22 protein-coding genes, 1 tRNA gene and 1 pseudogene are annotated in these 23340 nt (G+C 43.9%); 18 read left to right on the plus strand and 6 right to left on the minus strand.

The features are described from left to right. Positions 1–67 precede the first annotated feature (67 nt). Together DWW90_RS13265 and DWW90_RS13275 are read right to left on the minus strand one after the other, a co-directional pair. Positions 68–155: transfer RNA gene (locus DWW90_RS13265), tRNA-Ser, on the minus strand. A 317-nt stretch (positions 156–472) separates the two neighbouring features. Continuing rightward, positions 473–1063: a sigma-70 family RNA polymerase sigma factor gene (locus tag DWW90_RS13275; protein WP_122331361.1), complete on the minus strand. Its 591-nt coding sequence runs from the start codon at positions 1061–1063 to the stop codon at positions 473–475. A gap of 344 nt (positions 1064–1407) precedes the next feature. On the opposite strand from DWW90_RS13275, the gene DWW90_RS13280 reads away from it, so the two are divergent. From DWW90_RS13280 to DWW90_RS13305, 6 genes are all read left to right on the plus strand, one after another. Next, positions 1408–2631, plus strand: coding sequence for a site-specific integrase (locus tag DWW90_RS13280; RefSeq protein ID WP_005775881.1), 1224 nt, complete (start codon positions 1408–1410; stop codon positions 2629–2631). Then, positions 2628–3017, plus strand: coding sequence for a hypothetical protein (locus tag DWW90_RS13285; RefSeq protein WP_122345315.1), 390 nt, complete (start codon positions 2628–2630; stop codon positions 3015–3017). Before DWW90_RS13280 ends, DWW90_RS13285 begins: the two co-directional genes overlap by 4 nt. Before the next feature lie 276 nt (positions 3018–3293). Further along, positions 3294–4499 (plus strand): primase-helicase family protein, encoded by a 1206-nt coding sequence (locus tag DWW90_RS13290; protein WP_004328112.1) that lies wholly within the window; start codon positions 3294–3296, stop codon positions 4497–4499. Positions 4500–4756: 257 nt separating this feature from the next. After that, a complete protein-coding gene (locus DWW90_RS13295) occupies positions 4757–5695 on the plus strand; it encodes a toprim domain-containing protein (RefSeq protein ID WP_008145216.1) in 939 nt (312 codons plus the stop codon). A 176-nt stretch (positions 5696–5871) separates the two neighbouring features. Further along, positions 5872–6237 (plus strand): MobC family plasmid mobilization relaxosome protein, encoded by a 366-nt coding sequence (locus tag DWW90_RS13300; protein ID WP_008145222.1) that lies wholly within the window; start codon positions 5872–5874, stop codon positions 6235–6237. After that, the gene (locus DWW90_RS13305) at positions 6234–7181 is read left to right on the plus strand and encodes a relaxase/mobilization nuclease domain-containing protein (RefSeq protein ID WP_007560543.1); all 948 of its coding nucleotides are present in this window, start codon (positions 6234–6236) and stop codon (positions 7179–7181) included. Before DWW90_RS13300 ends, DWW90_RS13305 begins: the two co-directional genes overlap by 4 nt. Before the next feature lie 21 nt (positions 7182–7202). On the opposite strand, the gene DWW90_RS13310 is transcribed toward DWW90_RS13305, so the two are convergent. Continuing rightward, complete coding sequence (locus tag DWW90_RS13310) at positions 7203–7862, minus strand: AraC family transcriptional regulator (RefSeq protein WP_004329304.1); 660 nt, start codon at positions 7860–7862, stop codon at positions 7203–7205. Between the two features lie 62 nt (positions 7863–7924). Here DWW90_RS13310 and DWW90_RS20655 point away from each other — a divergent pair, with 62 nt between their 5' ends. After that, positions 7925–8074 (plus strand): hypothetical protein, encoded by a 150-nt coding sequence (locus DWW90_RS20655; RefSeq protein ID WP_004329303.1) that lies wholly within the window; start codon positions 7925–7927, stop codon positions 8072–8074. A gap of 47 nt (positions 8075–8121) precedes the next feature. Here DWW90_RS20655 and DWW90_RS13315 read toward each other — a convergent pair whose 3' ends face one another. Then, the gene (locus DWW90_RS13315) at positions 8122–9021 is read right to left on the minus strand and encodes an AraC family transcriptional regulator (RefSeq protein ID WP_004329302.1); all 900 of its coding nucleotides are present in this window, start codon (positions 9019–9021) and stop codon (positions 8122–8124) included. Between the two features lie 130 nt (positions 9022–9151). Between DWW90_RS13315 and DWW90_RS13320 the strand changes: the two genes are divergently transcribed. From DWW90_RS13320 to DWW90_RS13340, 5 genes and pseudogenes are all read left to right on the plus strand, one after another. Continuing rightward, the gene (locus tag DWW90_RS13320; protein ID WP_004329300.1) at positions 9152–9928 is read left to right on the plus strand and encodes an MBL fold metallo-hydrolase; all 777 of its coding nucleotides are present in this window, start codon (positions 9152–9154) and stop codon (positions 9926–9928) included. Further along, positions 9925–10593, plus strand: coding sequence for a radical SAM mobile pair protein A (locus DWW90_RS13325; RefSeq protein WP_040311589.1), 669 nt, complete (start codon positions 9925–9927; stop codon positions 10591–10593). Before DWW90_RS13320 ends, DWW90_RS13325 begins: the two co-directional genes overlap by 4 nt. Next, positions 10590–11465, plus strand: a complete 876-nt coding sequence (locus DWW90_RS13330; RefSeq protein ID WP_004329298.1) for a radical SAM mobile pair protein B — start codon at positions 10590–10592, stop codon at positions 11463–11465. The genes DWW90_RS13325 and DWW90_RS13330 overlap by 4 nt, the downstream gene beginning before the upstream one ends. Further along, positions 11466–12810: pseudogene (locus tag DWW90_RS13335) on the plus strand (hybrid sensor histidine kinase/response regulator); the annotation flags it as partial. It lies immediately after the preceding gene. Positions 12811–12819: 9 nt separating this feature from the next. Further along, positions 12820–14142 carry a sigma-54 dependent transcriptional regulator gene (locus tag DWW90_RS13340; RefSeq protein WP_122345323.1) on the plus strand — a complete coding sequence of 441 codons (1323 nt, stop codon included), beginning with the start codon at positions 12820–12822 and terminating at the stop codon, positions 14140–14142. 264 nt (positions 14143–14406) lie between these two features. Here DWW90_RS13340 and DWW90_RS13345 read toward each other — a convergent pair whose 3' ends face one another. Both DWW90_RS13345 and msrB read right to left on the minus strand, forming a co-directional pair. After that, positions 14407–15633, minus strand: a complete 1227-nt coding sequence (locus DWW90_RS13345) for a spondin domain-containing protein (RefSeq protein ID WP_115499926.1) — start codon at positions 15631–15633, stop codon at positions 14407–14409. 39 nt (positions 15634–15672) lie between these two features. Then, positions 15673–16743, minus strand: coding sequence for a peptide-methionine (R)-S-oxide reductase MsrB (gene msrB / locus DWW90_RS13350; protein WP_115499925.1), 1071 nt, complete (start codon positions 16741–16743; stop codon positions 15673–15675). 185 nt (positions 16744–16928) lie between these two features. Between msrB and DWW90_RS13355 the strand changes: the two genes are divergently transcribed. The 6 genes from DWW90_RS13355 to DWW90_RS13380 all read left to right on the plus strand — a co-directional run bounded on the left by DWW90_RS13355 (position 16929) and on the right by DWW90_RS13380 (position 23241). Further along, on the plus strand, positions 16929–17504 hold the full coding sequence (locus tag DWW90_RS13355; protein ID WP_122345324.1) for a DNA-3-methyladenine glycosylase I: 576 nt from the start codon (positions 16929–16931) through the stop codon (positions 17502–17504). Between the two features lie 29 nt (positions 17505–17533). Continuing rightward, positions 17534–18427, plus strand: a complete 894-nt coding sequence (locus DWW90_RS13360) for a hypothetical protein (RefSeq protein ID WP_122345316.1) — start codon at positions 17534–17536, stop codon at positions 18425–18427. Between the two features lie 307 nt (positions 18428–18734). Then, positions 18735–19577: an AraC family transcriptional regulator gene (locus DWW90_RS13365; RefSeq protein ID WP_122345317.1), complete on the plus strand. Its 843-nt coding sequence runs from the start codon at positions 18735–18737 to the stop codon at positions 19575–19577. A 139-nt stretch (positions 19578–19716) separates the two neighbouring features. Next, positions 19717–20856 (plus strand): MFS transporter AraJ, encoded by a 1140-nt coding sequence (araJ, locus tag DWW90_RS13370; protein WP_115499920.1) that lies wholly within the window; start codon positions 19717–19719, stop codon positions 20854–20856. Positions 20857–20898: 42 nt separating this feature from the next. Beyond that, a complete protein-coding gene (locus tag DWW90_RS13375; protein WP_122332541.1) occupies positions 20899–22068 on the plus strand; it encodes an iron-containing alcohol dehydrogenase in 1170 nt (389 codons plus the stop codon). Between the two features lie 30 nt (positions 22069–22098). Beyond that, the gene (locus tag DWW90_RS13380) at positions 22099–23241 is read left to right on the plus strand and encodes an NAD(P)-dependent alcohol dehydrogenase (protein WP_122332540.1); all 1143 of its coding nucleotides are present in this window, start codon (positions 22099–22101) and stop codon (positions 23239–23241) included. The last annotated feature ends 99 nt before the right edge of the window (positions 23242–23340 follow it).

Raw genomic sequence — 23340 nt, forward strand, 5'->3', positions numbered from 1 at the left:
TTTCATATATATATGCAGCTCATTTAGTAAATCAAGATATACAGGGGGGTAGGAACAGCCGGTTCAGCGGAGAGAGCGGGATTCGAACCCGCGAAACCCTTTAGGGGTTTACACGCTTTCCAGGCGTGCCTCTTCAACCACTCGAGCATCTCTCCTTGTTTTCGGAGCGCAAAAGTAAAACAACTTTATAAGAAATCCAAGCCATCATCTATTTATTTTCTCTTTTATGTCCATTTTAAACTGCTCTACTTCTTCCTTTCCAAATCGGCAGTTACAAACTTCTTTCTTTCTACCCCTTTTCATCAAACGGTCTAAAAAGACAGCTTTTGTGTTATATGCGCGACACAACCGGCAGAGTGAAAGGTGGATAGCCAAACGCATCCTTTCCGTAACCGACAAGGGGACATGGATACGCTTTTCGATTAAGTAGGTTGCCTGTTTGCATGACAACGTAAATATATGTATAAACTCTTTAAGCATTTTGACCTCCTAATTTAAACCAGTGAATATCGAGGCACTTTCTTAACTGAAGACGGCTGCGCTGCAATAGCTTCCAGTAATTGGCAGTCGACAGGTTTAGTTCGCGGCATATTTCCACCGCTTTTTGTTCCTGAAGATAACACTTGTTGACGACAATCAGCCATTGTCGGGGCAGATTCCCAAGACATTGATTGAATACCTCATAGAAACTGTCATTATTTAATAGTGTACTTACTGCAAACTCGTCCTCCTCCCAAGGGTCCGCCACGTCTGGCTCGATCCATTCACCGTGTTTGTCAAAAAAAGTCTCGAAAGATAATGATTGGGAGTTCCCGTTATACCGCTTTTTGTATATATCGGCGATTTTATGTTGCAATATGCTTGTCAGCCAAGTTAATGGCGTACTTTTCCCCTGAAAAGAATCTCTGCTTTTGTAAGCCGAAAGAAAAACTTCCTGAACTACATCTTTGGCATCTTCTTTATCGGACAGCAAATAATAGGCTCTGTCCAAGAGTGTTTTTGAGTAGTCGTCTATCCATTTCTCCAACTCGAAAGCCGATGTGGAAATGCCGTTTTGTCGCATTTGTTTATTGATTAGAAGTCGTGAATCCAGGGCATGATTCTCAAGCACCTGTGCCCTGGATTCTTCTGTTACAAAGATACGAAAAATCTCTGGAAAAGACGAATAAAAAGGGACAAATGTCTTCGTAATGCCTGTCAATAAGGCGTTTGCGAAGACAAATGAGGACAGGCGAAAAATCGAGGTAACGTAAAGGAAAGCGGATTTATGAAGAAGAACGGTCTCCAAATCATTACCCGCCGAATGGTGATTTTTAACACACCGTGTTGTATTTGGCAGCTTGTGGCACAGGTTGGCATATCAAGGTCTAACTCGTTGAGTAATAACTTTGCAAACAAAAAACGAGTATGGCAAGAAGCACATTCAAGGTTCTGTTCTACGTGAACGGCAGCAAGGAGAAAAACGGTATTGTCCCCATCATGGGACGAGTGACAATCAACGGGACTGTGGCGCAGTTCAGTTGTAAGCAGAACATCCCGAAAACGCTTTGGGACGTGAAAGGAAACAAGGCGAAAGGCAAGAGCCGCGAGGCACGAGACATCAACCTTGCCCTTGACAACATCAAGGCGCAAATCATCAAACATTACCAGCGCATTTCAGACCGCGAGGCATTTGTTACGGCTGAGATGGTGCGCAACGCCTATCAGGGAATCGGCAGCGAGTATGAGACGCTGCTAAAAGCATTCGACCGTGAGAACGAAGTGTTCAAGAAACGGGTAGGCAAAGACAGGGTAATGGCTACCTATCGGGCACGTGTACGGGCAAGAAACCATGTAGCCGCCTTTATCAAGTCGTTTTACAGACGCAGCGATATGTCCATGTTGGAACTTACTCCCGATTTCATCAAGGAGTTCGCCGCATACCTCTCGACTGAAGCCGGATTGCGGAACGGTTCGATATGGGCAAACTGTATGTGGCTGAAAGGCGTGGTCATGAAAGCGCATTATAACGGGTTGATACCGCGCAATCCTTTCATCCAGTTTCATATCAGCCCCAATGTGAAAGAACGGGAATATCTGACGGAGGATGAACTGAAAGCGGTCATGACACATGAGTTTGCAGACAGCAAGCTCGCATACATCCGTGACATTTTCATCTTTGCCAGTTTCACCGCCTTGTCGTTCGTGGACATTCAGGAACTGACGAATGACAACATCGTGGAGGTGAACGGCGAGAAGTGGATATTGTCCAAACGCCACAAGACAAAAGTCGCCTTCCAAGTGAAGCTGCTGGATATACCCTTGCAGATAGTCGAACGCTACCGACCGATGCAGAAAGACAATCGTATATTCCCCGGCTTGAACTATTGGTCTATCTGCAAACCGTTGAAACGGATGATAAGGGAATGTGGCATAACCAAGTCAATATCATTTCATTGCAGTCGTCATGGCTTCGCAACATTAGCTTTGAGCAAGGGGATGCCCATTGAAAGCGTAAGCCGTGTGTTGGGACATACGAATATAGTCACGACCCAACTCTACGCAAAGATAACCACGCAGAAGCTCGACAACGACCTGACCATGTTCGGCGACAAACTGAGTAAGACGTTTAACGGAATAACGATGTCATGAGTATGAGAAGAAACAGCATAACAGTGAATGAATCCGGCAATATCATCATGCCGGAGAATGTCTCAAACATTTGGATGAGCGAGCCGGAATTGGTGGAACTGTTCGGAGTAATTGCTCCGACACTTCGTTCTGCCATCAGAAACATCTATAACAGTGGAGCATTAAAAGAATACGAGGTACAGAAGTATATCCGGCTGGAAAACGGCTATCATGCCGATGTGTTCAGTTTTCCGATGATAGTCGCGCTTGCTTTCCGCATCAACAGCTTCGGTGCGGAACAGGTACGCAATACCGTTTTTGAAAGGCTGTACTTGCGAAAAGAGAAAACAAATATCTTCTTTTCGCTGGGTATAAATGGTTGGGATATGTCTAATTATCAGGCATAAGTTCTAATGATATGACGACATGAAGTAGTGAGACCTATGCGTATTCCCATTGCCAACAATGTATTTATACGAGTATGTGAATAGGTGTATTGCCATTCATACGTACGATTACGACAAACCCGAAGAAAAATCCATTAGAATGGCATTTCTTCGGGCTTTTGTAGTATGTCATAAAGCCAAATCCAAGAAAATCTTACGTGAGGTATGCGTGAGTTGTTAATCCGTTCTGCGCTAATTGCCGAGTTTTGCACTGATTAAACAAAAAAAGAAGTGCTAATGAAACAAGGCAACTTTGAAAATGAGGAGTTTATCCGTGTGGGTACTACCCTCTACAAGTTAGTGAACCAGCCCCGTCTGAACGGAGGCTATGTGAAGAAGCGCATCGTGTGGAACAACGAAACACTGCGGCAGGACTACGGCAAGGACTATCTCGCCACCGTGCCGAAGTACGACGGCTTCTGCACCGTCCCCGACCATGTGGACTACCGTCCCGTGGTGGACAAGTTCCTGAACCTCTACGAGCCGATAGGACACCGTCCGCAACAAGGCGAGTTTCCCTGTATCCGGTCATTGGTGCGCCATATCTTCGGTGAACAGTATGAATTGGGCATGGACTATCTTCAATTGCTCTACCTGCAACCCGTGCAGAAACTGCCTATCCTGCTGTTGGTATCAGAAGAACGCAACACGGGCAAGAGTACATTCCTGAACTTCCTGAAAGCTGTGTTTCAAAACAATGTCACTTTCAATACCAACGAGGACTTCCGCAGCCAGTTCAATTCCGACTGGGCAGGAAAACTGCTCATCGTGGTGGACGAGGTATTGCTCAACCGCAGGGAGGACAGCGAGCGGTTGAAGAACCTCAGCACCACACTTTCCTACAAGGTGGAAGCCAAAGGCAAAGACCGTGACGAGATAGCGTTCTTTGCCAAGTTCGTGCTATGCTCCAACAACGAGTATCTGCCTGTTATCATTGATGCAGGTGAAACACGCTATTGGGTGCGCAAGATAGACCGTCTGCAATCCGATGACACAGACTTCCTGCAAAAGCTGAAAGCTGAGATACCTGCCTTTCTGTATTACCTGCAATACAGACAACTTTCCACCGAAAAGGAAAGCCGTATGTGGTTTGCGCCCTCTTTGCTGCATACCGAAGCCTTGCAGAAGATTATCCGCAGCAACCGCAACCGATTGGAGATAGAGATGTGCGAACTTATCCTTGACATTATGGAAAGTGTCGGCACGGACACATTCTCGTTCTGCCACAACGACATTCTTCTTTTGCTGGTACATTCGCAGGTAAAGGTGGAGAAGCACCAAGTCAGAAAGGTATTGCAGGAATGTTGGAAACTTACTCCTGCCTCTAACGGGCTTACATATACCACTTACCAATTCAATTACAATCGGGAGTGCCGATATGAGCCGATAAAAAGAGTCGGTCGTTTCTACACCGTCACAAGGGAACAACTTGAATCCCTGTAATACTATTCTTTTTTTGTTGAATTGATGAATAATGATATAACCATACTGATAATAAACAGCATACACTCTCAACAAATTCTCAACAATCGAAAAGAAAAGTTGAGAGGGAAACAGCATCAGTTTGTTGGATTCTCTATTTGTGAGTGGTTTGTTGAGAAGATGTTGAGAATATAAAGCATTAACGTATAGGACAATACATATCTCATTCATCAAATCAACGTTTTTACAGTCATCATCAAATCCATAGAAATTATATCATGAACATCCAAGAAGCAAAACAAATCAAAATTGCGGACTATCTGCAAAGTTTGGGTTATTCGCCCGTAAAGCAACAGGGAAACTGCCTGTGGTATAAATCCCCGTTCCGTCAGGAAACGGAAGCCTCGTTCAAGGTGAACACCGACCGCAACCTGTGGTTCGATTATGGACTGGGAAGAGGTGGTAACATCATCGCACTTGCAGGGGTACTGTACGCATCCGACCATGTGCCTTATCTGCTTGGCAAGATAGCGGAACAGGCACCACACATCCGTCCCATATCTTTCTCTTTTCGCCAGCAGGCATCCGAACCGAGTTTCCAACATTTGGAGGTGGGTGAACTCACCCATCCGGCATTGCTCCGATACTTGCAGGAACGGGGCATAAACATCGCTTTGGCAAAGGCGCAATGTAAAGAGCTCCACTTCACCCATAACGGCAAGCCCTATTTCGCCATCGGTTTTCCGAATGTGGCGGGAGGATTTGAAGTGCGTAACCGTTTTTTCAAAGGCTGTGTCGCACCCAAAGACATCAGCCATATTCGGCAACAGGGAGAAGCGAGAGAGAAATGCCTTGTATTCGAGGGCATGATGGACTATCTTTCATTCCTCACGTTGCGGAAGAGGAACTGCTCGAACTTGCCCGACCTTGACAGGCAGGATTACGTCATCCTCAATTCGACCGCCAATGTTTCCAAAGCTATAGATGTGCTGCACGGGTATGGACGTATCCACTGCATGCTCGACAATGACGAGGCGGGAAGAAAGGCGTATCGGGAATTGGAAAGGAAGTTCGCCGGACGCATCCGCGACTTCTCCGACAACTACAAAGGGCATAAAGACCTGAACGATTACCTGCGTGGAATCCGGCAGAAATTAGCCGTTAGTCCACCGCTAAGAACTATCGTAAAACCCAAGAAGAAAGGGTTGGGATTATGACATCCCGAATGAGAAAAACGGGAGATGCCCGAAACTCATTCCTTAAGGATTGGGAGGTAGCAAGTTTGTGTTTCGGGTGTACCGAAACCGCTTGCCACCCACCATCCAAATTGCAGGAGGTGGCATCCCGTCGGTCTATACAGTTGAATCAGTAACCGAATTAAAAGGAATAAAATATGGAACAGACAAAGGAACACAAGGAACGCAACAAGGGAGGTCGCCCCAAGAAGGAAGCAACCGAGAAACTGAAATACCGTATCGCAGTGAAAATGACGGCAGCCGACTACTTCCGCCTGCTGACACGATCGCATGAGGCGGGCGTATCACCAAGCGAGTACATGAGGGAATGTTTCCGTAACGGTCATGTGAAAGAACGGCTGTCGGAGGAACATGCCGGATACATCCGCCAACTCTGCGGCATGGCTAACAATTTCAACCAGCTTGCGCGTAAGGCAAACGCCGGAGGCTTCCACGATGAACGGTGGGACTGCAAGGTGGCAGTGGCAAGGATTCATGAACTTATAACCAAGATAGGGATATGATGGCGAAAATCGTAAAAGGAAGCGACTTCAAGGGTGTGGTGGATTACATCATCGACAAGAAGAAGGATACGCAGATAGTAGCAAGCGAAGGCTTGTTTATGGAAAATCTGGAAACTATCGCCATGAGTTTCAATGCCCAGTCACGGATGAACGATAAGGTGACAAAACCTGTCGGACATATCGCGTTGAGTTTTTCCAAAGAGGATGAGTTACGGCTGACGAACCGTATCATGGCAGGCATCGCGCTCGAATATATGGAACGGATGGGAATCAAGAATACGCAGTTCTTCATCGCCCAGCATTTCGACAAGGAGCATCCGCACGTGCATATTGCTTTCAACCGCATAGACAACAACGGCAATACCATATCGGACAGGCACGAGCGTCTGCGCAGTACCCGCATCTGCAAGGAATTGACCTTGAAATACGGCTTGCATATGGCTGGCGGAAAGGACAATGTCAAACGCAACCGCCTGAAAGAGCCAGACAGGACGAAATATGCGCTTTACGACATCATCAAAATGGAAGTCGGCAGATGCGGCAACTGGAACGTGCTTATCGCCAACCTGAAACGGCAGGGAGTGGAAGTACATTTCAAGCATAAGGGGCAGACCAGCGAGGTGCAGGGTGTTGTATTCTCCATGAATGGCTACCATTTCAACGGCTCCAAAGTGGACAGGCGTTTCAGTTATTCCAAGATTGACGCGGCTTTGCAGCACAACAGATGCAGGGAACGTATGGGAATAACAGCCGGAATATATGAAACGGCTACACCAAGCGCACCGTCCGGCACGGCACAAAGCGAGTTGTTCAACGGCTCTTGGGGATTGCTAAAAAGCAGTGGCTCATCTTATAACGCTGCTGATGCGGAAGCCAATCAGGAAATGGTGGATATACTTCGCAGAAGGAAGAAAGTTAAGCGCAAGAGAGGTGTTGGGTTCTAATATTCTGTACTAATCCAATTCTCACGACACTTGCGCTCTATATTCATTCGGAGTGTAACCTACCTCTTTCTTGAACAGTCGGGTAAAATGTTGCGGGTACTGAAAACCGAGATTATAGGCGATTTCATTAACGGTGTCGTCTGTAGATGCAAGTTCCGTCTTGGCTATTTCAATAGACTTGTCATGAATGAAATGCAGGGCGGTTGAACCTGTTTCTTTTTTCAATAAATCACTGAAATAGTTGGGCGAGAGGCAGAGCTTGTCTGCACAATACTGTACAGTGGGCAAGCCTATCCGTTTAGCAGCCCCATCATGGAAGTATTCGTCAAGCAACCGCTCAAATCTTGCGAGGATGTCTCGGTTTTGGTTGTCGCGTGTGATGAACTGGCGGTCATAGAAACGTGTGCAGTAATCAAGGAACGTCTTGATGCTGTCTGTGATGAGGTTCTTGCTGTGACGGTGTATCGGATGGTTCAATTCATATTGAATCTTGTGGAAGCAATCCATGATGATTTGCCGTTCTTCCACACTAAGGTGCAATGCCTCGTTTGTCTCGTAGGAAAAGAACGAATATTCACGCATTATCCGCCCGAGAGGTGTATTCCGCAGCAGGTCGGGATGGAACATAAGCAGGTAGCCATCTGGTTGGAACTGCATGCCGTCATCTTCCGCACCGAACACCTGTCCGGGCGCGATAAATATCAGTGTGCATAATTATTCCTAAGTCTGTGAAACCGGAACGCATGAAGCAGAATCTCGACATATTAGACTTCACCCTGTCGGCCGACGACATGGCACGGATAAAGACGCTGGATACCGACAAGCCTTTCTTACTCGGCTCGCACGAAGATCCAGAAATCGTAAAATGGTTCATGCAGTACAAAAACGCCTGAACATCAACAACCATATTTCGATAGCCGCTATCGACTATATTAAGAAGTTATTCGTATATGCCTTTATTGTAATCCGTCATGTACTGAGTAAATGTTTTGCCTGTTTGCTGTTTGAAGAAGCGCATGAGATGGCTCGGATCAGAGAAATTGAAATCATCCGCCATTTCACTGACAGTGCGGTTGGAGAATAGCAATTCGTTCTTCAGTTCCTCAAGCAGACGTTGTTTTATCAAATGGGTAGCTGATACTCCGAATTGGGCTTTTACTGAGTTATTGAGTGTGATGCGACTGACATGAAGCATGTCTGCATATTCCTGCACCCGCTGGTGGGTGCGGATATTCTGTTCCAACAAGTCCTTGAACCGAAAAGCGAAATTGTTTTTAGCAATTTCAGCGGGCAAGCAATAGGCGGCAGCGTATGTACGATTGATAATCAGCAAAAGATAATATAGTAAGGAAACAATGATATTGTACGTATCGGACACTGGATTCATCAGCTCATACTTAATCTTTCCGAGCAGCCGCATATATTCCTTCATTTCGTCATGTGTGGCATTGATGTAAGGCGGCGTATCTGTCTGGTAACAATACAAAAGGCGAAAAACGAAGAACTTGTCGGCGATAAAAGTACGCATGAAATCTTCGCGGAATATAAGGAACGTGTAATCCAACGCCGTCTCATCTACATGCCACTCTTGTTGCTGATGGGGTGAAAGCAGGAGAACCATGCCGTCGCGCAGTTCAATCTTGCGGAAGTTCAGTAGCAAATATCCGTTTGCCTTACGGAAAAAGTAGAAGCTGAAGAAGTCTGTCTTAAACCGCTTGTTTTCTGTCAGCACAAGTCCGATGTCCTTGTTTATGGCAGTATTGATGTAAAAATCCACGCCGCAGCGTGTCTTGTTGAACGGTACGCTGACCAGTCGATCAGGGTTGATTATCTCGTCCATATCCTTGTCGTTTTTGCAAAGATAATAATTTCATTTATCAAAATGGCATAATTACCGTTTTTTCAGGCATAGATGTTTCGCCGGATTCTTCCGAACTTTGCACCCGTAATCAATAACAAGACATATAGTCATGAAAAAGACATCCACAGTACAATTGGTGCGCAATGCCACCTTGAAAATCAGGTATGCGGGACACACCATGCTAATTGACCCCGTTTTAGCCGACAAAGGCACTTTGATATCGGCCCTCGGTGTGAATAAAACACCGAGGGTACACCTCACCATTCCTATTCAGGATATTATCGGAGGCGTGGACATGGTGCTCCTGACCCACAATCACATCGACCATTACGAGCCGAGTGTCCCCACACATTTGCCCAAAGAAATTCCTTTCTACGTTCAGCCCCAGGACGCGGACGCCATCAGAAACGACGGATTTACAAATGTGATACCCATCGAAGAAATAAAAACAATAGACGGCATATCCATTTACCGCACGACCGGACATCATGGTTTCGGGCAGATCGGGCAGATGATGGGACCTGTATCAGGTTATGTGCTAAAAGCCGAGGGCTTCCCGACCGTTTATATAATGGGTGACTGCCGATGGGAAGCATGTATCCGAGACACCGTGGAACGGTTCAATCCTGACTATATCGTGGTAAACTCCGGAGGTGCAATCTTTCCCGAATTTTCCAAAACGGACGGTCCTATCATCCCCGACGAGAACGAAGTGATGCAGATACTTGACGAATTGCCTTCGCATATCAAGCTGATAGCCGTACACATGGATGCCATCGACCATTGCCAGACCACCCGTGCAATTCTGCGCAATGAGGCAACGCATCACGAAGCCGACATGAGCCGGCTGATTATCCCGGAGGACGGAGAAACAGTTGTGTTATGAGTGTCTGCATTAAATCCCTGATAAAAAACATGAACATAGTGGTAGGGTGCACTATAGGATGCCCTTACTGCTATGCCCGTAACAACTGCCGCCGTTTCCACATTACCGACGACTTTTCCGTGCCTGAATACATGGAACGAAAACTGCGCATCATCGATACGTCCCGTCCTCATGTGTGGCTCATGACAGGAATGAGCGATTTCTCCGATTGGAAGCCTGAATGGAACGCAGAAATTTTCGAGCGGATCAGCAGCAATCCCCAGCACGCCTATATCTTTCTGACGAAGCGCCCTGACAAAATCAGTTTCTCCTCTGACGACGAGAACGTATGGATGGGCGTGACCGTCACGCGCAGTTCCGAGAAAAGGAGGATTGATGATTTGAAAAAGAATATCAAAGCACGACACTACCATGTCACGTTTGAACCTCTCTTCGATGATATCGGCGAGATTGATTTCGATGGAATTGACTGGATTGTCATAGGCACAGAGACCGGAAACCGAAAAGGAAAGTCATATTCGCGCCCCGAATGGGTGCTTAGCATTGCAGAACAGGCAAAGGCTCATGGCATACCGGTGTTCATGAAAGAGGATTTGCTGCCGATTATGGGCGACGAAAGAATGATTCAGGAATTGCCGGAACAATTTACCATACGAATACAATGAATATGGATACAATAAAGGAAATAGATGTAAAGAGTGTAATGACCAAATCCTCTCTGCCGGTGGGAGGATATTCGGTCAACCCTTATGTAGGGTGTCCCCACGCCTGCAGGTATTGCTACGCATCGTTCATGAAACGGTTCACCGGGCACACCGAGCCGTGGGGTACGTTTTTAGATGTAAAAAACTGGAAGCCGATAACGAATCCTCATAAATACGACGGTGAACGTGTTGTAATAGGGTCTGTGACGGACGGTTACAATCCGTATGAAGAAGAATTCCACCGTACCCGAAGGCTGCTCGAAGAGCTGCGAGGAAGCGATGCCGAGATTATGATATGCACAAAGTCCGATCTTGTCCTTCGCGATCTCGACCTGTTGAAGAGTTTTCCCAAAGTGACTGTGTCATGGTCTGTCAATACGCTCGACGAGCAGTTCTGCGCAGATATGGACAACGCCGTAAGCATTGAACGCCGTCTGAAAGCGATGCGTCAGACATACGAGGCAGGTATCCGCACCGTATGCTTCGTCTCGCCCATATTCCCCAGAATAACAGACGTGAAGGCAATAATAGAGGAGGTAAAAGATTATGCTGATTTAATCTGGCTTGAAAACCTGAATTTACGCGGGCAGTTCAAAGGCGGGATAATGACGTATATCCGTGAGAAGTATCCTGACCTCATACCGCTTTACGAGGAAATTTACAATAAAAAAAGGCTTGAATACTGGCAGGCATTGGAGCAGGACATTTCAAATTACGCCAAGGAGCAGGGCTTCCCGTATCGTATAAACGATCTGCCATACGGACGCTCGGAAAAAGGCAAACCTGTCATCGTAAACTACTTCTACCACGAAAAAATACGATTGACAAAATGAGGCTATGCCGGACTGATGCAGAAAAGTTGTAGCGCGGATAAAAGCACCATGTATGTGGATAATATCCGGCAATCTTCCGAGCGTATGCGGGAGATGCTCAACACGCTGCTGGATTCCTTCCGTCTGGACAACGGCAAGGAGCAACCCAACCTTTCCCCTTGCAGGATTTCCGCAATCACGCATATTCTTGAAACGGAGTTCATGCCCATTGCCATGAACAAGGGGCTGACTTTGATAGTGGAGAGCCACACCGATGCGGTGGTTTTGACCGACAAGGAACGTATCCTGCAAATCGGCAACAACTTGTTGTCAAACGCCATCAAGTTCACGGATAACGGTAGTGTATCATTGGCAGCGGATTATGATAACGGTTTGCTGAAACTTATCGTTGAAGATACCGGTACGGGCATGACCGAAGATGAGCAACAACGAGTATTCGGTGCATTTGAACGTCTTTCAAATGCCGCCGCAAAAGACGGCTTCGGATTAGGATTGTCCATCGTGCAGCGTATTGTGGCGATGCTCGGTGGAACTATACGCTTGGAAAGCGAGAAAGGCAAAGGGAGCCGCTTCACGGTGGAAATTCCCATGCAGACAGCCGAGGAACTGCCGGAACAGACAATTCAAGCGCAAATGCGCCATAATCATATCTGCCATGATGTGATTGCCATCGACAATGACGAGGTACTTCTCCTTATGTTGAAAGAAATGTATGCCCATGAAGGGATGCACTGCGATACCTGTACCAATGTTTCGGTACTGATGGAGCTGATACGAAAAAAGGAATACAGCCTGCTTCTGACGGATCTGAATATGCCTGAGATAAGCGGTTTTGAACTGCTGGAACTGTTGCGCTCATCCAATGTAGGCAACTCGAAGAGTATTCCCATAGTCGTGACAACCGCTTCGGGCAGTTGCAGCAAGGAGGAACTTATAGGGCGTGGATTTGCCGGATGCCTGTTCAAGCCGTTCTCCATATCCGAACTGATGGAGATTACGGATAAATGCGCATTAAGCAGCATATTGGATGAAAAGCCGGATTTTTCCACTCTGCTATCTTATGGCAATGAATCCGTCATGCTGGACAAACTGATAGCGGAAACCGAAAAGGAAATGCAGGCGGTCAAGGATGCAGAACAGCGTAAAGACCTCCAAGAACTGGACACACTTACACACCATCTGCGAAGTTCATGGCAGATTCTCCGTGCCGACCAGCCATTGAGGGAACTTTACGCCCAACTTCATGGAAGTGCCACTCCAGATGACGAAGCGATATGCAAAGCGGTGACCGGCTGTGCTGGATAAAGGTGCTGAAATTATCCGGCAGGCAAAAGAAGAAAGGAAAAATACGAAAATGGATAAAACAAGAATCATCGTGGTGGAGGACAATATCGTGTATTGCGAGTTTGTCTGCAACCTGCTGGCACGGGAAGGATTCCGTACCGTGCAGGCTTACCACCTCTCGACCGCGAAGAAACTTCTGCAACAAGCCTCAGACGGGGACATCGTGGTTTCTGACCTACGACTACCCGACGGTGACGGCATCGACCTATTACGATGGATGCGCAAGGAAGGCATGACACAACCGTTAATCATCATGATCAACTATGCCGAAGTGCATACGGCAGTCGAAAGTATGAAACTCGGCTCGCTGGACTATATCCCCAAGCAGCTTGTGGAGGATAAACTTATGCCTCTGCTTCATACCATCCTGAAAGAACGGAGTATCGGACGAAATCGTATGCCCGTTTTTGCCCGTGACAGTTCCGCCTTTCAGAAAATCATGCAACAGATAAGATTAGTTGCCCCTACTGATATGAGCGTGCTGATATTCGGAGAGAACGGCACGGGCAAGGAGCATATCGCCCACCATCTGCATGATAAGAGCAAAAGGGCAGGGAAACCGTTTGTGCCTGTGGACTGCGGTTCACTCTCCAAAGACCTTGCGCCCTCGGCATTCTTCGGACATGTCAAAGGCGCGTTTACGGGTGCGGACAGCACAAAGAAAGGATACTTCAATGAGGCAGAGGGTGGCACATTGTTCTTGGATGAGGTAGGCAATCTCGCATTGGAAACCCAGCAGATGTTACTCCGTGCCATACAGGAACGGAGATACCGCCCTATAGGTGACAAGACGGACAAGAGCTTCAATGTCCGCATCATCGCCGCCACCAACGAGGATCTGGAGAAAGCGGTCATTGAAAAACGTTTCCGACAGGATTTGCTGTACCGTTTGCACGACTTCGAGATAACTGTTCCGCCCTTGCGTGACTGTCAGGAGGACATCATGCCGTTGGCGGAGTTCTTCCGTGAGATTGCCAACAATGAATTGGAATGTAGCGTGACTGGGCTCGATGCGGAAGCCCGTAAGACATTGCTGACCCATCCGTGGCCGGGTAATGTCCGTGAGCTTCGGCAGAAGATAATGGGCGCGGTGTTGCAGGCACAGACGGGAGTTGTCATGAAAGAGCATCTGGAACTTGCCGTAACGAAACCGACCTCACCTGTCAGCTTCGCCTTGCGAAACGATGCGGAGGACAAGGAACGCATCTTACGCGCGTTGAAGCAGGCAAACGGAAACCGCAAGGTTGCCGCCGAATTGCTCGGAATCGGACGTACAACGCTGTATAGCAAGTTGGAAGAGTATGGATTAAAGTATAAATTTCAGCAATCATAGCCCGCAACTTGCCGAAAATAGAAGTAACGGTTAAACCGGATTATTCAGCGAAGATAAAAAACGTCCTGTGATAAAAATCATGGGACATTTTGATGTGTATCCGATTTTTATTGCTACTTTTGTACCAAGACGAGAGACATTGACAGCAACTCACAGCAGAACGTAGAAATAGACAGGGTTGCCAAATCATTACCTCATTTTTACCTTATCCTCAGAACTGCTTGCTAATAAAGTGGTTATAAAAATCTTCCAGAATTACTATTATTATCGGATAACTACCTTCAAAACATTATTTATTGTCGGAACCGGGAACATATCATCTACTTTCATAATAGATGCGTCCTCTTTTTCCGGCATTCCGATGAAAAGCCCCTGTGCATTTCCGGCTCCTGGATATTGGCTAACAGCTGTTCCGTCATCAAAAAGAGCAGTCTTACCCGTAATGTCACCTTTGAAATTAGCAGGAATCATGGCTTCATTTGCATAAAACCAGTCATTGGAATAACCAAACATGGTCGCATAGGCGATATGGTCACCTTCGGTTGCTTCAAACTCTATTTCCACTTTTTCACCCGGTGCTACCGGAGCATCGCCGGCAACATAGACCATTCTTACATCAGGCATCTTTTCCAATGAAGCCTTCAAGGCTGATGCATCACCCTTCTGCGCAAGGTTAGCCAGACCTATTCCGGCATCTTTCTTTCCTGCTTCATAGATTGGGTTGACGTCTCCCGTATAGACTACAACTATGGCTGGAGAAATGCCTGTGATGATGCCTGTGTTGGCAGAAATCTTTTCCGCTAAAAGAGAGTTGTCGCCCATTTGTGCAATCGCTGTTATTTCTGCATTCGATTTTGCTCCGGCTTCATAAAAAGGCATCCCGTTCAGAAGTTCCCCGTTGAATACATTCGAAACTGCCCATACACCCGGTGAAAAAGGGGTCTCGTTATCACTGCCACCAGAGGTGTTGGTGATAGTCAACTCAAATTCAGAAGAACTGGCCATATAATTCAGCTCCAGCTTCATCAGCTTCGAAGCGTCGATATCAGGAACCATCATAATGCCGACATCTTCTTTCTCATCAGTCATTCCGGCTTTCGTCCCGTTATCCCATAGTTTGATTTGCGAAGAAACATCTCCCGTCATAGGCACACCGTCATTATTATAAAGTTGTAGGCCCGGATTCTCTGGTGCGAAAAACCAGTCTTTCGATGCTCCGTACATCGTGGCAAACATCAATGCCTGTCCTTTACCTGCATGGAATGTAAAGCGGATACTCTGTCCCGGTAATACCACAGGCGCGTTAATATCTTCACTTCCCATTCCTACAAATGTTCCGCTCTCTACAAAATCTTTAGGTTCCAATACATTCTCAAAAGAGATTACCGAAGAAGCAAGTCCCGGCATGTCCTTTTCATCCTCATCACTGCATGAAACAAATGCTGTTGAAACCAATGCAAACATTGTTGCTGCTAATAAATACTTTTTCATATTCGTCTGTTATTAAATTGTTTGTATAATAAAAATTCTTTATTTCTTTTCCAGAAGTGGAATATAATCGGCGTATCCTTCGGCTTTCATCCTGTCTTTCGGGATAAACCGGAGTGATGCGCTGTTGATGCAGTAGCGCAATCCGCCTTTATCGGTCGGACCGTCATTGAACACATGTCCCAGATGTGCATCTCCGGTTTTGCTGCGCACTTCAATACGCTGCATACCATGGGAATTATCTGTCTTTTTCATTACCAGGCTCTTATCTATGGGTTTTGAAAAACTGGGCCAACCACAACCGGAGTCGAATTTATCGGTCGAGATGAATAAAGGTTCACCTGTAGTTATATCGACATATAAACCTTCGCGTTTTTCATTCCAATATTCGTTCCGGAAAGCTCTTTCCGTTGCATTCTTTTGTGTTACGGCGTATTGTTCGGCTGTCAACCGGGAACGTAATGTCTCGTCATCCGGTTTTTGATATATCTTTTGAGGCGAGAAAGCTGCTTTCTTGGCCATGTCGAACAATTCAGGGCTGATATGGCAATAACCGTTCGGATGTTTGTCCAGATAATCCTGATGATAATCTTCTGCCGGAAAGAAATTCCTCAGCGGTTCGACTTCTACGACAACCGGTTTGGTATATTGTTTGGCCAGGGCTTCCACAGCCTGTTTGATAACCGGTAAATCAGCTTTATCTGTGTAATAAATGCCTGTCCGGTATTGTGCTCCTTTGTCGTTCCCCTGCCGGTTAAGGCTTGTCGGGTCTATCGTTTTGAAGAACAGATCTATCAGAAAGTTCAAATCGGCCTGCTGCGGATTGTAACCGACTTTTACTGTTTCGGCAAAACCGATATTATCATTGCAAACCTGCTCGTAAGTCGGATTCTGTACATCCGTTTTTCCATTTGCATAGCCCACTTGCGTATTGACTACGCCATTAATCTGTTTTATGAAATGTTCTGTACCCCAGAAACATCCGCCTGCAAAATAAATTTCTTTTACGTCACTCATATTTGTATTTTTAGAGAGCTGTCCGCTCATTGTTTCTTGTGCTGTTGCCAATCCTCCGGATATGAACAAAGCGATGATTAGAATAACATTTTTCATACGTCTTTCGTTTTTAAGTAAGTAAACCCTAACCCTAACATTGGGATGTCTTTTGTTAGGTTAGTCTGTCATACTACAAAATACTGACACACTTTGGGTGATTTTTTTTTCATGTTTTTGAATGATTGTTCCTTTTTGTATCTTTGTATATGGAACAACGAACTAATAAATAATTGGTCATAAATATGGAAGATATAATAAATGCCCGTTGCGGTTGGGCTGGAACAGACGAACTATACATAAAATACCATGATGAAGAATGGGGCAAACTTGTCACTGACGACAAGGCTTTGTTTGAGTTTCTGGTTCTTGAAAGTGCCCAGGCTGGGTTAGCTTGGATTACTATTCTCCGCAAACGTGAAGGATACCGGGAAGCCTTTCATCATTTTGATGTGAAAAAAGTAGCGCAGATGACACCGGAAGACATCGAGCAATTGATGCAATTTGATGGGATTGTCAAAAACAGGTTGAAAATCAAGAGCACAATTAATAATGCGAAACTATTTATGGCTATTCAGGAAGAGTTCGGCAGTTTCTACAAGTACACTTTATCATTCTTTCCCAACCGGCAACCTATTGTCAATAATTTCAAGAGCTTGAGCCAGATTCCCGCCACATCTCCCGAGTCGGATGCTATGAGCAAAGATATGAAAAAGCGAGGATTCAAGTTCTTCGGGCCGACTATTTGCTATGCTTTTTTACAGGCGGCCGGTTTTGTGAACGACCATTTGGAAAACTGTTTCTGCAAGGCGGCTCAATAAAAGACGAGGGGTGTAACTGTTAATGTTTCATGATTACTATTGATTCAAAAGCATTAGAAGATCTTATTAATATATATCGAGCCGAATTATTGGAGGTTGGATATGATACTTCTATAATAACAGATGATCATCAATTGTTAATAACATATTATACTATTAAAAAACGGCTCATTCCTCAATGTTCCCGCCAAGTACACTATGCTAATAATTTCGTATGCCCCTTTCAACTTCAAAATGGATTAGATTTACTTAAAGACAAATTTGAAAGAGGGATAGATGTACGTCCTCACCTGAGTAAAACAATAGAGCGAATAGATAAGGAAGATAAATTACTTTATTCTTGGAATATTCATCATTTTCATTTAGGTGAAGCTGTAACATCAGATGGTTTTATTCAACGTACAGGAGATGTACTTTTTGCAATATTAACGCCTAATGATGTCTATTTTCTTTGTATTATGAGACATGACAATTGGTCTAATATAGAGTTAGTACAAATTATACATGATAATTGGCCTCAATTAATATCGAATTTTAAAGTAGAAGGTGAATTCGCTATCAAGTTTGACTCTCAAGATATAAAAGAACTCCGAAAAGCTGGCCTTAATGTTGGAATAACAATGAGAGATGGGACAAGCTACCTTCCGATGGGAATGGGATTCGCATTAACAGGACAAAGCGCACAAGCTGTCATGGATTCCAATCATGAATTTCATCGAATTAAAAGATTAGAACAAGATATTCAAAATGAAAGTGAAACTTTGTTTGAGCATTGTTCATCTCAACTAATGAATAGGTTTAGACAAAATGGTATAGAATTAAGGATACATCAAGCTATACATGCTTTGGTTGCATATGATTCTAAAACGGGCCAAAATATAGCTGTTGTACCTCATTATACTCTCCAAGAAGAAAATATTTAACAACATCACTAAAACGACTTCACATACGAAGATAGTAGAAACCACTCATTTGTCATAATAAGTCTGTATTTTCAAAGGTACGTTCCTCGTCTATATGATAAAGATATTACCCCTACCGATAGCTTATACTCCCAAAAGAGCATTATTATTCACTATTGGCTTTTAAGAAAAGTAAAAAGAACTTTTAAGAAAACCTGTCTCAACACGAAACGCCATATTTTTGTATAAAATAAATATCAATCTATAAGAGATTAATTCACATCTAAACAAAGTTACATATCTTTGTTTATCAAATAAGACTCAAGTCATGGATACAAAATCGGGTATAGTCGTTTACAATTACATGGACACATTTTATTGTTGCCTTGTAGAGAAAGACAAATGGTGTGAGGAGATGGTTACAGAGCATATGTTGGTGTATATCTGTTCAGGAGAATTAGAACTTATTTCTCCCGAAAAACGGTATCATTTAAAGAAAGGAGATGCCTTTTTTTTGAAACGTAACCACATGCTCCGCAAAATTAAGAAGCCATCAAGAAACGGAGAACCTTTCAAAGGATTGTTCTTACAATTAAAAACGCCTTTCCTGAAAACTTTCCTGAACGAAAGCCAAATAACTGTTCCTTTAGTTAATAACTCTCATCTTGCTAAATCTGTTTATGTTTTATTGGAAAAGCACCCTTTTTTGAAAGGACTATTTATGTCACTTGAACAATATTTTGATGCCCGGCAATATCCGTCAAAGGAGCTAATGGAAGCTAAACTGAAAGAAGCAGTATTCGTTTTACTTCAATTAAAGCCAGAACTTGGTTCGGTACTTTTTGACTTTGCAGAACCGTGGAAAATTGACTTGGCTGATTTTATGACTAAAAACTATAAATGCGACTTGTCTATAGAAGAATTTGTACATTATACAGGAAGAAGTTTATCTTCTTTCAAAAAAGATTTCTTCTGCGTTTTTAATAACACACCAAGTAGATGGTTGATAAAAAAGCGTTTAGAAGAAGCCAAATGTCTGATAACCGAGAAAGGAGAAAAGCCTGCAGAAGTGTATTTAAAGGTGGGCTTTAAGAACCTGTCACATTTTTCTACTGCCTACAAAAAAGAGTTCGGCTTTCCACCGTCCGTCATAAACTCTACTGCCATATAGAGAAAATAAAAAGACTTTTCAGCAAAGAAGAAATAACGAATAAGAAAAACAGTACAAAGCCTCGGACAGCTACTTTTGCATCATCAAAATCAAACGGTTTTGATGATGTTTTTTTATGTCTTTAAACAAACGAATTGTTATGAAGAAAAGTCTTATTGCACTTGCATTCGGTACACTTGGATTAGGTATTGCAGAATTTGCAATGATGGGAATATTAGGAAGTGTTGCCGAAAATTTGCAGATTAGCATCTCTGCCGCCGGACATCTGATTTCAGCTTATGCTTTGGGGGTATGTCTGGGTGCTCCTGTGCTCTTGTTGGTACGCAAATATCCTTTAAAAAAGATTTTGTTGTTGTTGGTAACCATCATTGTAGTTGGTAATCTCTGTGCTGCGGCAGCATCTGATTATTGGATGCTTTTACTTGCCCGTTTTTTGTCTGGTTTTCCACACGGTGCATATTTTGGAGTGGCATCTATCGTGGCGCAACGGTTGGCAGACAAAGGAAAAGGTTCGCAAGCTGTATCGGTTATGATTGCAGGCATGACCATCGCCACAGTATTTGGTGTACCTCTTGGAACTGCACTAAGCAATACTATTTCATGGCGGCTTACTTTCCTGCTGGTAGCTTGCTGGAGTTTACTAACGTTCTATAGCATTTGGCGTTGGATTCCTCAAATGGATAGTTTGCCTGATAGTGGCTTCAAAGGACAGTTTAAGTTCCTAAAGTCACCTGCACCGTGGCTTATTATCGGTGGTACTTTATTAGGAAACGGCGGCGTGTATTGTTGGTATAGTTATATAAATCCACTTTTAACGAACATTTCGGGCTTCTCAACAGATAGCCTTACTTGGTTAATGGTTATTGCAGGTTTCGGTATGGTGATAGGCAATCTGCTTGGCGGACGTTTGGCTGACCGTTTTCGAGCCGGACTTGTTGCTGCCATTGTACAATCGTGTATGGTTTTCACATTGTTATTGATATTTTTCTTTTCACCTGTTCCGTGGCTTTCTGTCGTATTAATGGTTATAGGCACGGCAGGACTATTTGGTGTGGGCAGCCCTTTACAATACCTGATTATCCGTTTCTCCAAAGGTGGTGAAATGTTAGGTGCAGCAAGCATTCAAATAGCCTTTAATATAGGAAATGCTGTTGCAGCTTATTGTGGTGGTCTGATATTACAAGCAGGATTTGATTTCCGTTATCCGGCTTTAGTAGGTATTCCTTTTGCTGTGCTTGGTTCTATACTATTATTTATTCTGCATAAGAAATATGAATGATAAATAAATTTCTAACAATTCAAATTATAGGAGATTATTACAATGATTACCAATTTTACTTATTTCATTCCTACGCGCGTATTGTTCGGAGCAGGACAGTTAAATCATTTGCACGAACAGCAATTACCCGGAAAAAAAGCTTTGATAGTTACGACTTCCGGTAAATCGGTAAAAAGAAATGGAACATTAGAACGAGTAGAAAAACAGTTGGAGATGGCAAACGTGGAATACACGCTTTTCGACCGAGTTCATCCCAATCCTACCCTTGCTAACGTAATGGATGCTTCCATATTGGGAAAAGAAAGCGGTTGCGATTTTGTTATCGGTTTAGGCGGTGGCAGTGCGATGGATGCAGCCAAAGCCATTGCTTTTGCAATGACTAACCCCGGTGATTTATGGGATTACAGTTTCAGTACAACAGGCGGCAAAAAAGAACGTATAGCCCAACCGCTTCCTATCGTATGTATCACCACAACAGCGGGTACCGCCAGTGAAGTCGACCCGTGGGGTGTCATCACAAAAGAAGAAACAGGAGAAAAATCAGGATTTTTCAGCGGAGAAAGCATGTACCCGGTTCTTTCCATCGTTGACCCCGACTTAATGATGACTATTCCATCCCAATTTACGGCTTATCAAGGAATGGATGCTTTCTTTCACGCAACAGAAAGTGTTATCAATACTAAAAATCATATAATGGGTGAAATGTTCGCATTAAAAGCAATCGAACTTGTTGCAAAATATCTACCCCTCGCCGTTAAAGACGGTTCTGATAAAGAGGCACGCTATTATATGGCAGTGGCTAATTCACTTGCCGGATATTATATGCTTTGTACATCTGCACATTCTATGGAACATTCACTTGGCGGGTTCTATCCCGAACTGCCACATGGAGCAGGTTTGATTATGATTGCACATGCTTACTATCAGAAGTTTGCCGATTTAAAAGTTTGTGAAGGACAAATGATAAAAATAGCAAAGGCGATGGGGGTTCATAATGCTATTTCAGGACAAGATTTTGTAAATGCTCTCGACAAATTGATTGCGAACATCGGGATGTCCGATTTAAAAATGAGTGATTTCGGGATTACAAAAGAATATCTGAAAAGCTGTCCTGAACGTACCCGTAAAGTTATGGGCGGTGACATTTCCGCAGACCCTGCTGAATTATCTGATATGGATATGCTGGAAATTTATCTACAATCTTATAAATAAACAATTTATAAATCATAGAAACAACTAAAAATGAAAAAGTTAATTTATCTCTTGTCAGTAATTTTACTGACTATCAGTTACAATGTTCAAGCACAGAGCAATCAAGTACATGACGGTCATGTACATTCAAAAGGTTTTGTTGCAATGGATAAAAACGGGGTATTTACACCGTATGAATTTGAAAGAAAAGCTATTGGTGACAATGATGTGTTGATTGAAATCATGTATTCAGGTATCTGTCACAGCGATATTCATCAGTCACGTGATGAATGGGGCGGTTCAATTTTCCCTATGGTTCCCGGACATGAAATAGCAGGGAAGATTACCCAAGTAGGAAAGAACGTAACTAAATTTAAAGTAGGAGATTACGCTGGTGTCGGTTGTATGGTAAACTCCTGTGGAATTTGCGAACATTGCAAAAAAGGCGAAGAACAGTACTGCGATAATAACAAAACCGTTTATACCTATAATTCAAGGGATTTTGATGGAGACCCCACAATGGGTGGTTATTCCAACAATATTGTTGTCAGCGAGCACTTTGCACTCAAAATACCGCAAGGTGCAGATATGAAACGTATTGCACCATTGCTTTGTGCAGGAGCGACCACTTATTCACCACTGAAATTCACACATGTAGGCAAGGGTGATAAAATTGCTATTGCCGGATTTGGCGGATTAGGACATATAGCTGTACAATATGCAGTTTCCTTTGGTGCAGAAGTAACCGTATTTGATGTATCAGAAGATAAACGTAATGATGCCTTACGTATGGGGGCAGTCAAATTTGTGAATGTAACTAATCCGGACGAACTTAAAGGCTTGGATAATTCATTTCGTGTAATCATCAGTACAATTCCAACTAATTTTAATGTAGAACAATATGTGCGGATGCTTAAAGTTGATGGAGAAATGGTTCTGATTGGAATGCCCGCCGCTGATAAAATTCCATCTGTTAATACCGGGGCACTCGCAGGTCGCCGCAAAATATATGGAACTTTGATTGCTGGTATTCCTGAAACACAAGAAATGTTGAATTATTCTGTTACACATAATATTTACCCTGAAATAGAAATGATTGAAGCAAATGCAGATGCAATAAATCAAGCATATCAATCCGTATTAGATGGGAAAGTAAAATTCAGATATGTAATAAATATGGAAACTTTAAAATAAATCACCTCCCGATAAAATAAACGATTCCGGGTAAAGGTCTTTTAAGGGCTCACCCGATATTTCTTGGGGGGGAACTTCATTAACTTTCTTGGAATATCT

It is taken from the genome of Parabacteroides sp. AF17-28, from assembly GCF_003479205.1.
GTDB classification, from domain to species: domain Bacteria; phylum Bacteroidota; class Bacteroidia; order Bacteroidales; family Tannerellaceae; genus Parabacteroides; species Parabacteroides acidifaciens.

Bases quoted from the DNA above. Each gene is read 5' to 3' on its own strand.
- DWW90_RS13275 (WP_122331361.1), bottom strand. From the start codon at position 1,063: ATGCGACAAAACGGCATTTCCACATCGGCTTTCGAGTTGGAGAAATGG.
- DWW90_RS13280 (WP_005775881.1), top strand. From the start codon at position 1,408: ATGGCAAGAAGCACATTCAAGGTTCTGTTCTACGTGAACGGCAGCAAG.
- DWW90_RS13285 (WP_122345315.1), top strand. From the start codon at position 2,628: ATGAGTATGAGAAGAAACAGCATAACAGTGAATGAATCCGGCAATATC.
- DWW90_RS13290 (WP_004328112.1), top strand. From the start codon at position 3,294: ATGAAACAAGGCAACTTTGAAAATGAGGAGTTTATCCGTGTGGGTACT.
- DWW90_RS13295 (WP_008145216.1), top strand. From the start codon at position 4,757: ATGAACATCCAAGAAGCAAAACAAATCAAAATTGCGGACTATCTGCAA.
- DWW90_RS13300 (WP_008145222.1), top strand. From the start codon at position 5,872: ATGGAACAGACAAAGGAACACAAGGAACGCAACAAGGGAGGTCGCCCC.
- DWW90_RS13305 (WP_007560543.1), top strand. From the start codon at position 6,234: ATGATGGCGAAAATCGTAAAAGGAAGCGACTTCAAGGGTGTGGTGGAT.
- DWW90_RS20655 (WP_004329303.1), top strand. From the start codon at position 7,925: ATGAAGCAGAATCTCGACATATTAGACTTCACCCTGTCGGCCGACGAC.
- DWW90_RS13315 (WP_004329302.1), bottom strand. From the start codon at position 9,021: ATGGACGAGATAATCAACCCTGATCGACTGGTCAGCGTACCGTTCAAC.
- DWW90_RS13320 (WP_004329300.1), top strand. From the start codon at position 9,152: ATGAAAAAGACATCCACAGTACAATTGGTGCGCAATGCCACCTTGAAA.
- DWW90_RS13325 (WP_040311589.1), top strand. From the start codon at position 9,925: ATGAGTGTCTGCATTAAATCCCTGATAAAAAACATGAACATAGTGGTA.
- DWW90_RS13330 (WP_004329298.1), top strand. From the start codon at position 10,590: ATGAATATGGATACAATAAAGGAAATAGATGTAAAGAGTGTAATGACC.
- DWW90_RS13340 (WP_122345323.1), top strand. From the start codon at position 12,820: ATGGATAAAACAAGAATCATCGTGGTGGAGGACAATATCGTGTATTGC.
- DWW90_RS13345 (WP_115499926.1), bottom strand. From the start codon at position 15,633: ATGAAAAAGTATTTATTAGCAGCAACAATGTTTGCATTGGTTTCAACA.
- msrB (WP_115499925.1), bottom strand. From the start codon at position 16,743: ATGAAAAATGTTATTCTAATCATCGCTTTGTTCATATCCGGAGGATTG.
- DWW90_RS13355 (WP_122345324.1), top strand. From the start codon at position 16,929: ATGGAAGATATAATAAATGCCCGTTGCGGTTGGGCTGGAACAGACGAA.
- DWW90_RS13360 (WP_122345316.1), top strand. From the start codon at position 17,534: ATGATTACTATTGATTCAAAAGCATTAGAAGATCTTATTAATATATAT.
- DWW90_RS13365 (WP_122345317.1), top strand. From the start codon at position 18,735: ATGGATACAAAATCGGGTATAGTCGTTTACAATTACATGGACACATTT.
- araJ (WP_115499920.1), top strand. From the start codon at position 19,717: ATGAAGAAAAGTCTTATTGCACTTGCATTCGGTACACTTGGATTAGGT.
- DWW90_RS13375 (WP_122332541.1), top strand. From the start codon at position 20,899: ATGATTACCAATTTTACTTATTTCATTCCTACGCGCGTATTGTTCGGA.
- DWW90_RS13380 (WP_122332540.1), top strand. From the start codon at position 22,099: ATGAAAAAGTTAATTTATCTCTTGTCAGTAATTTTACTGACTATCAGT.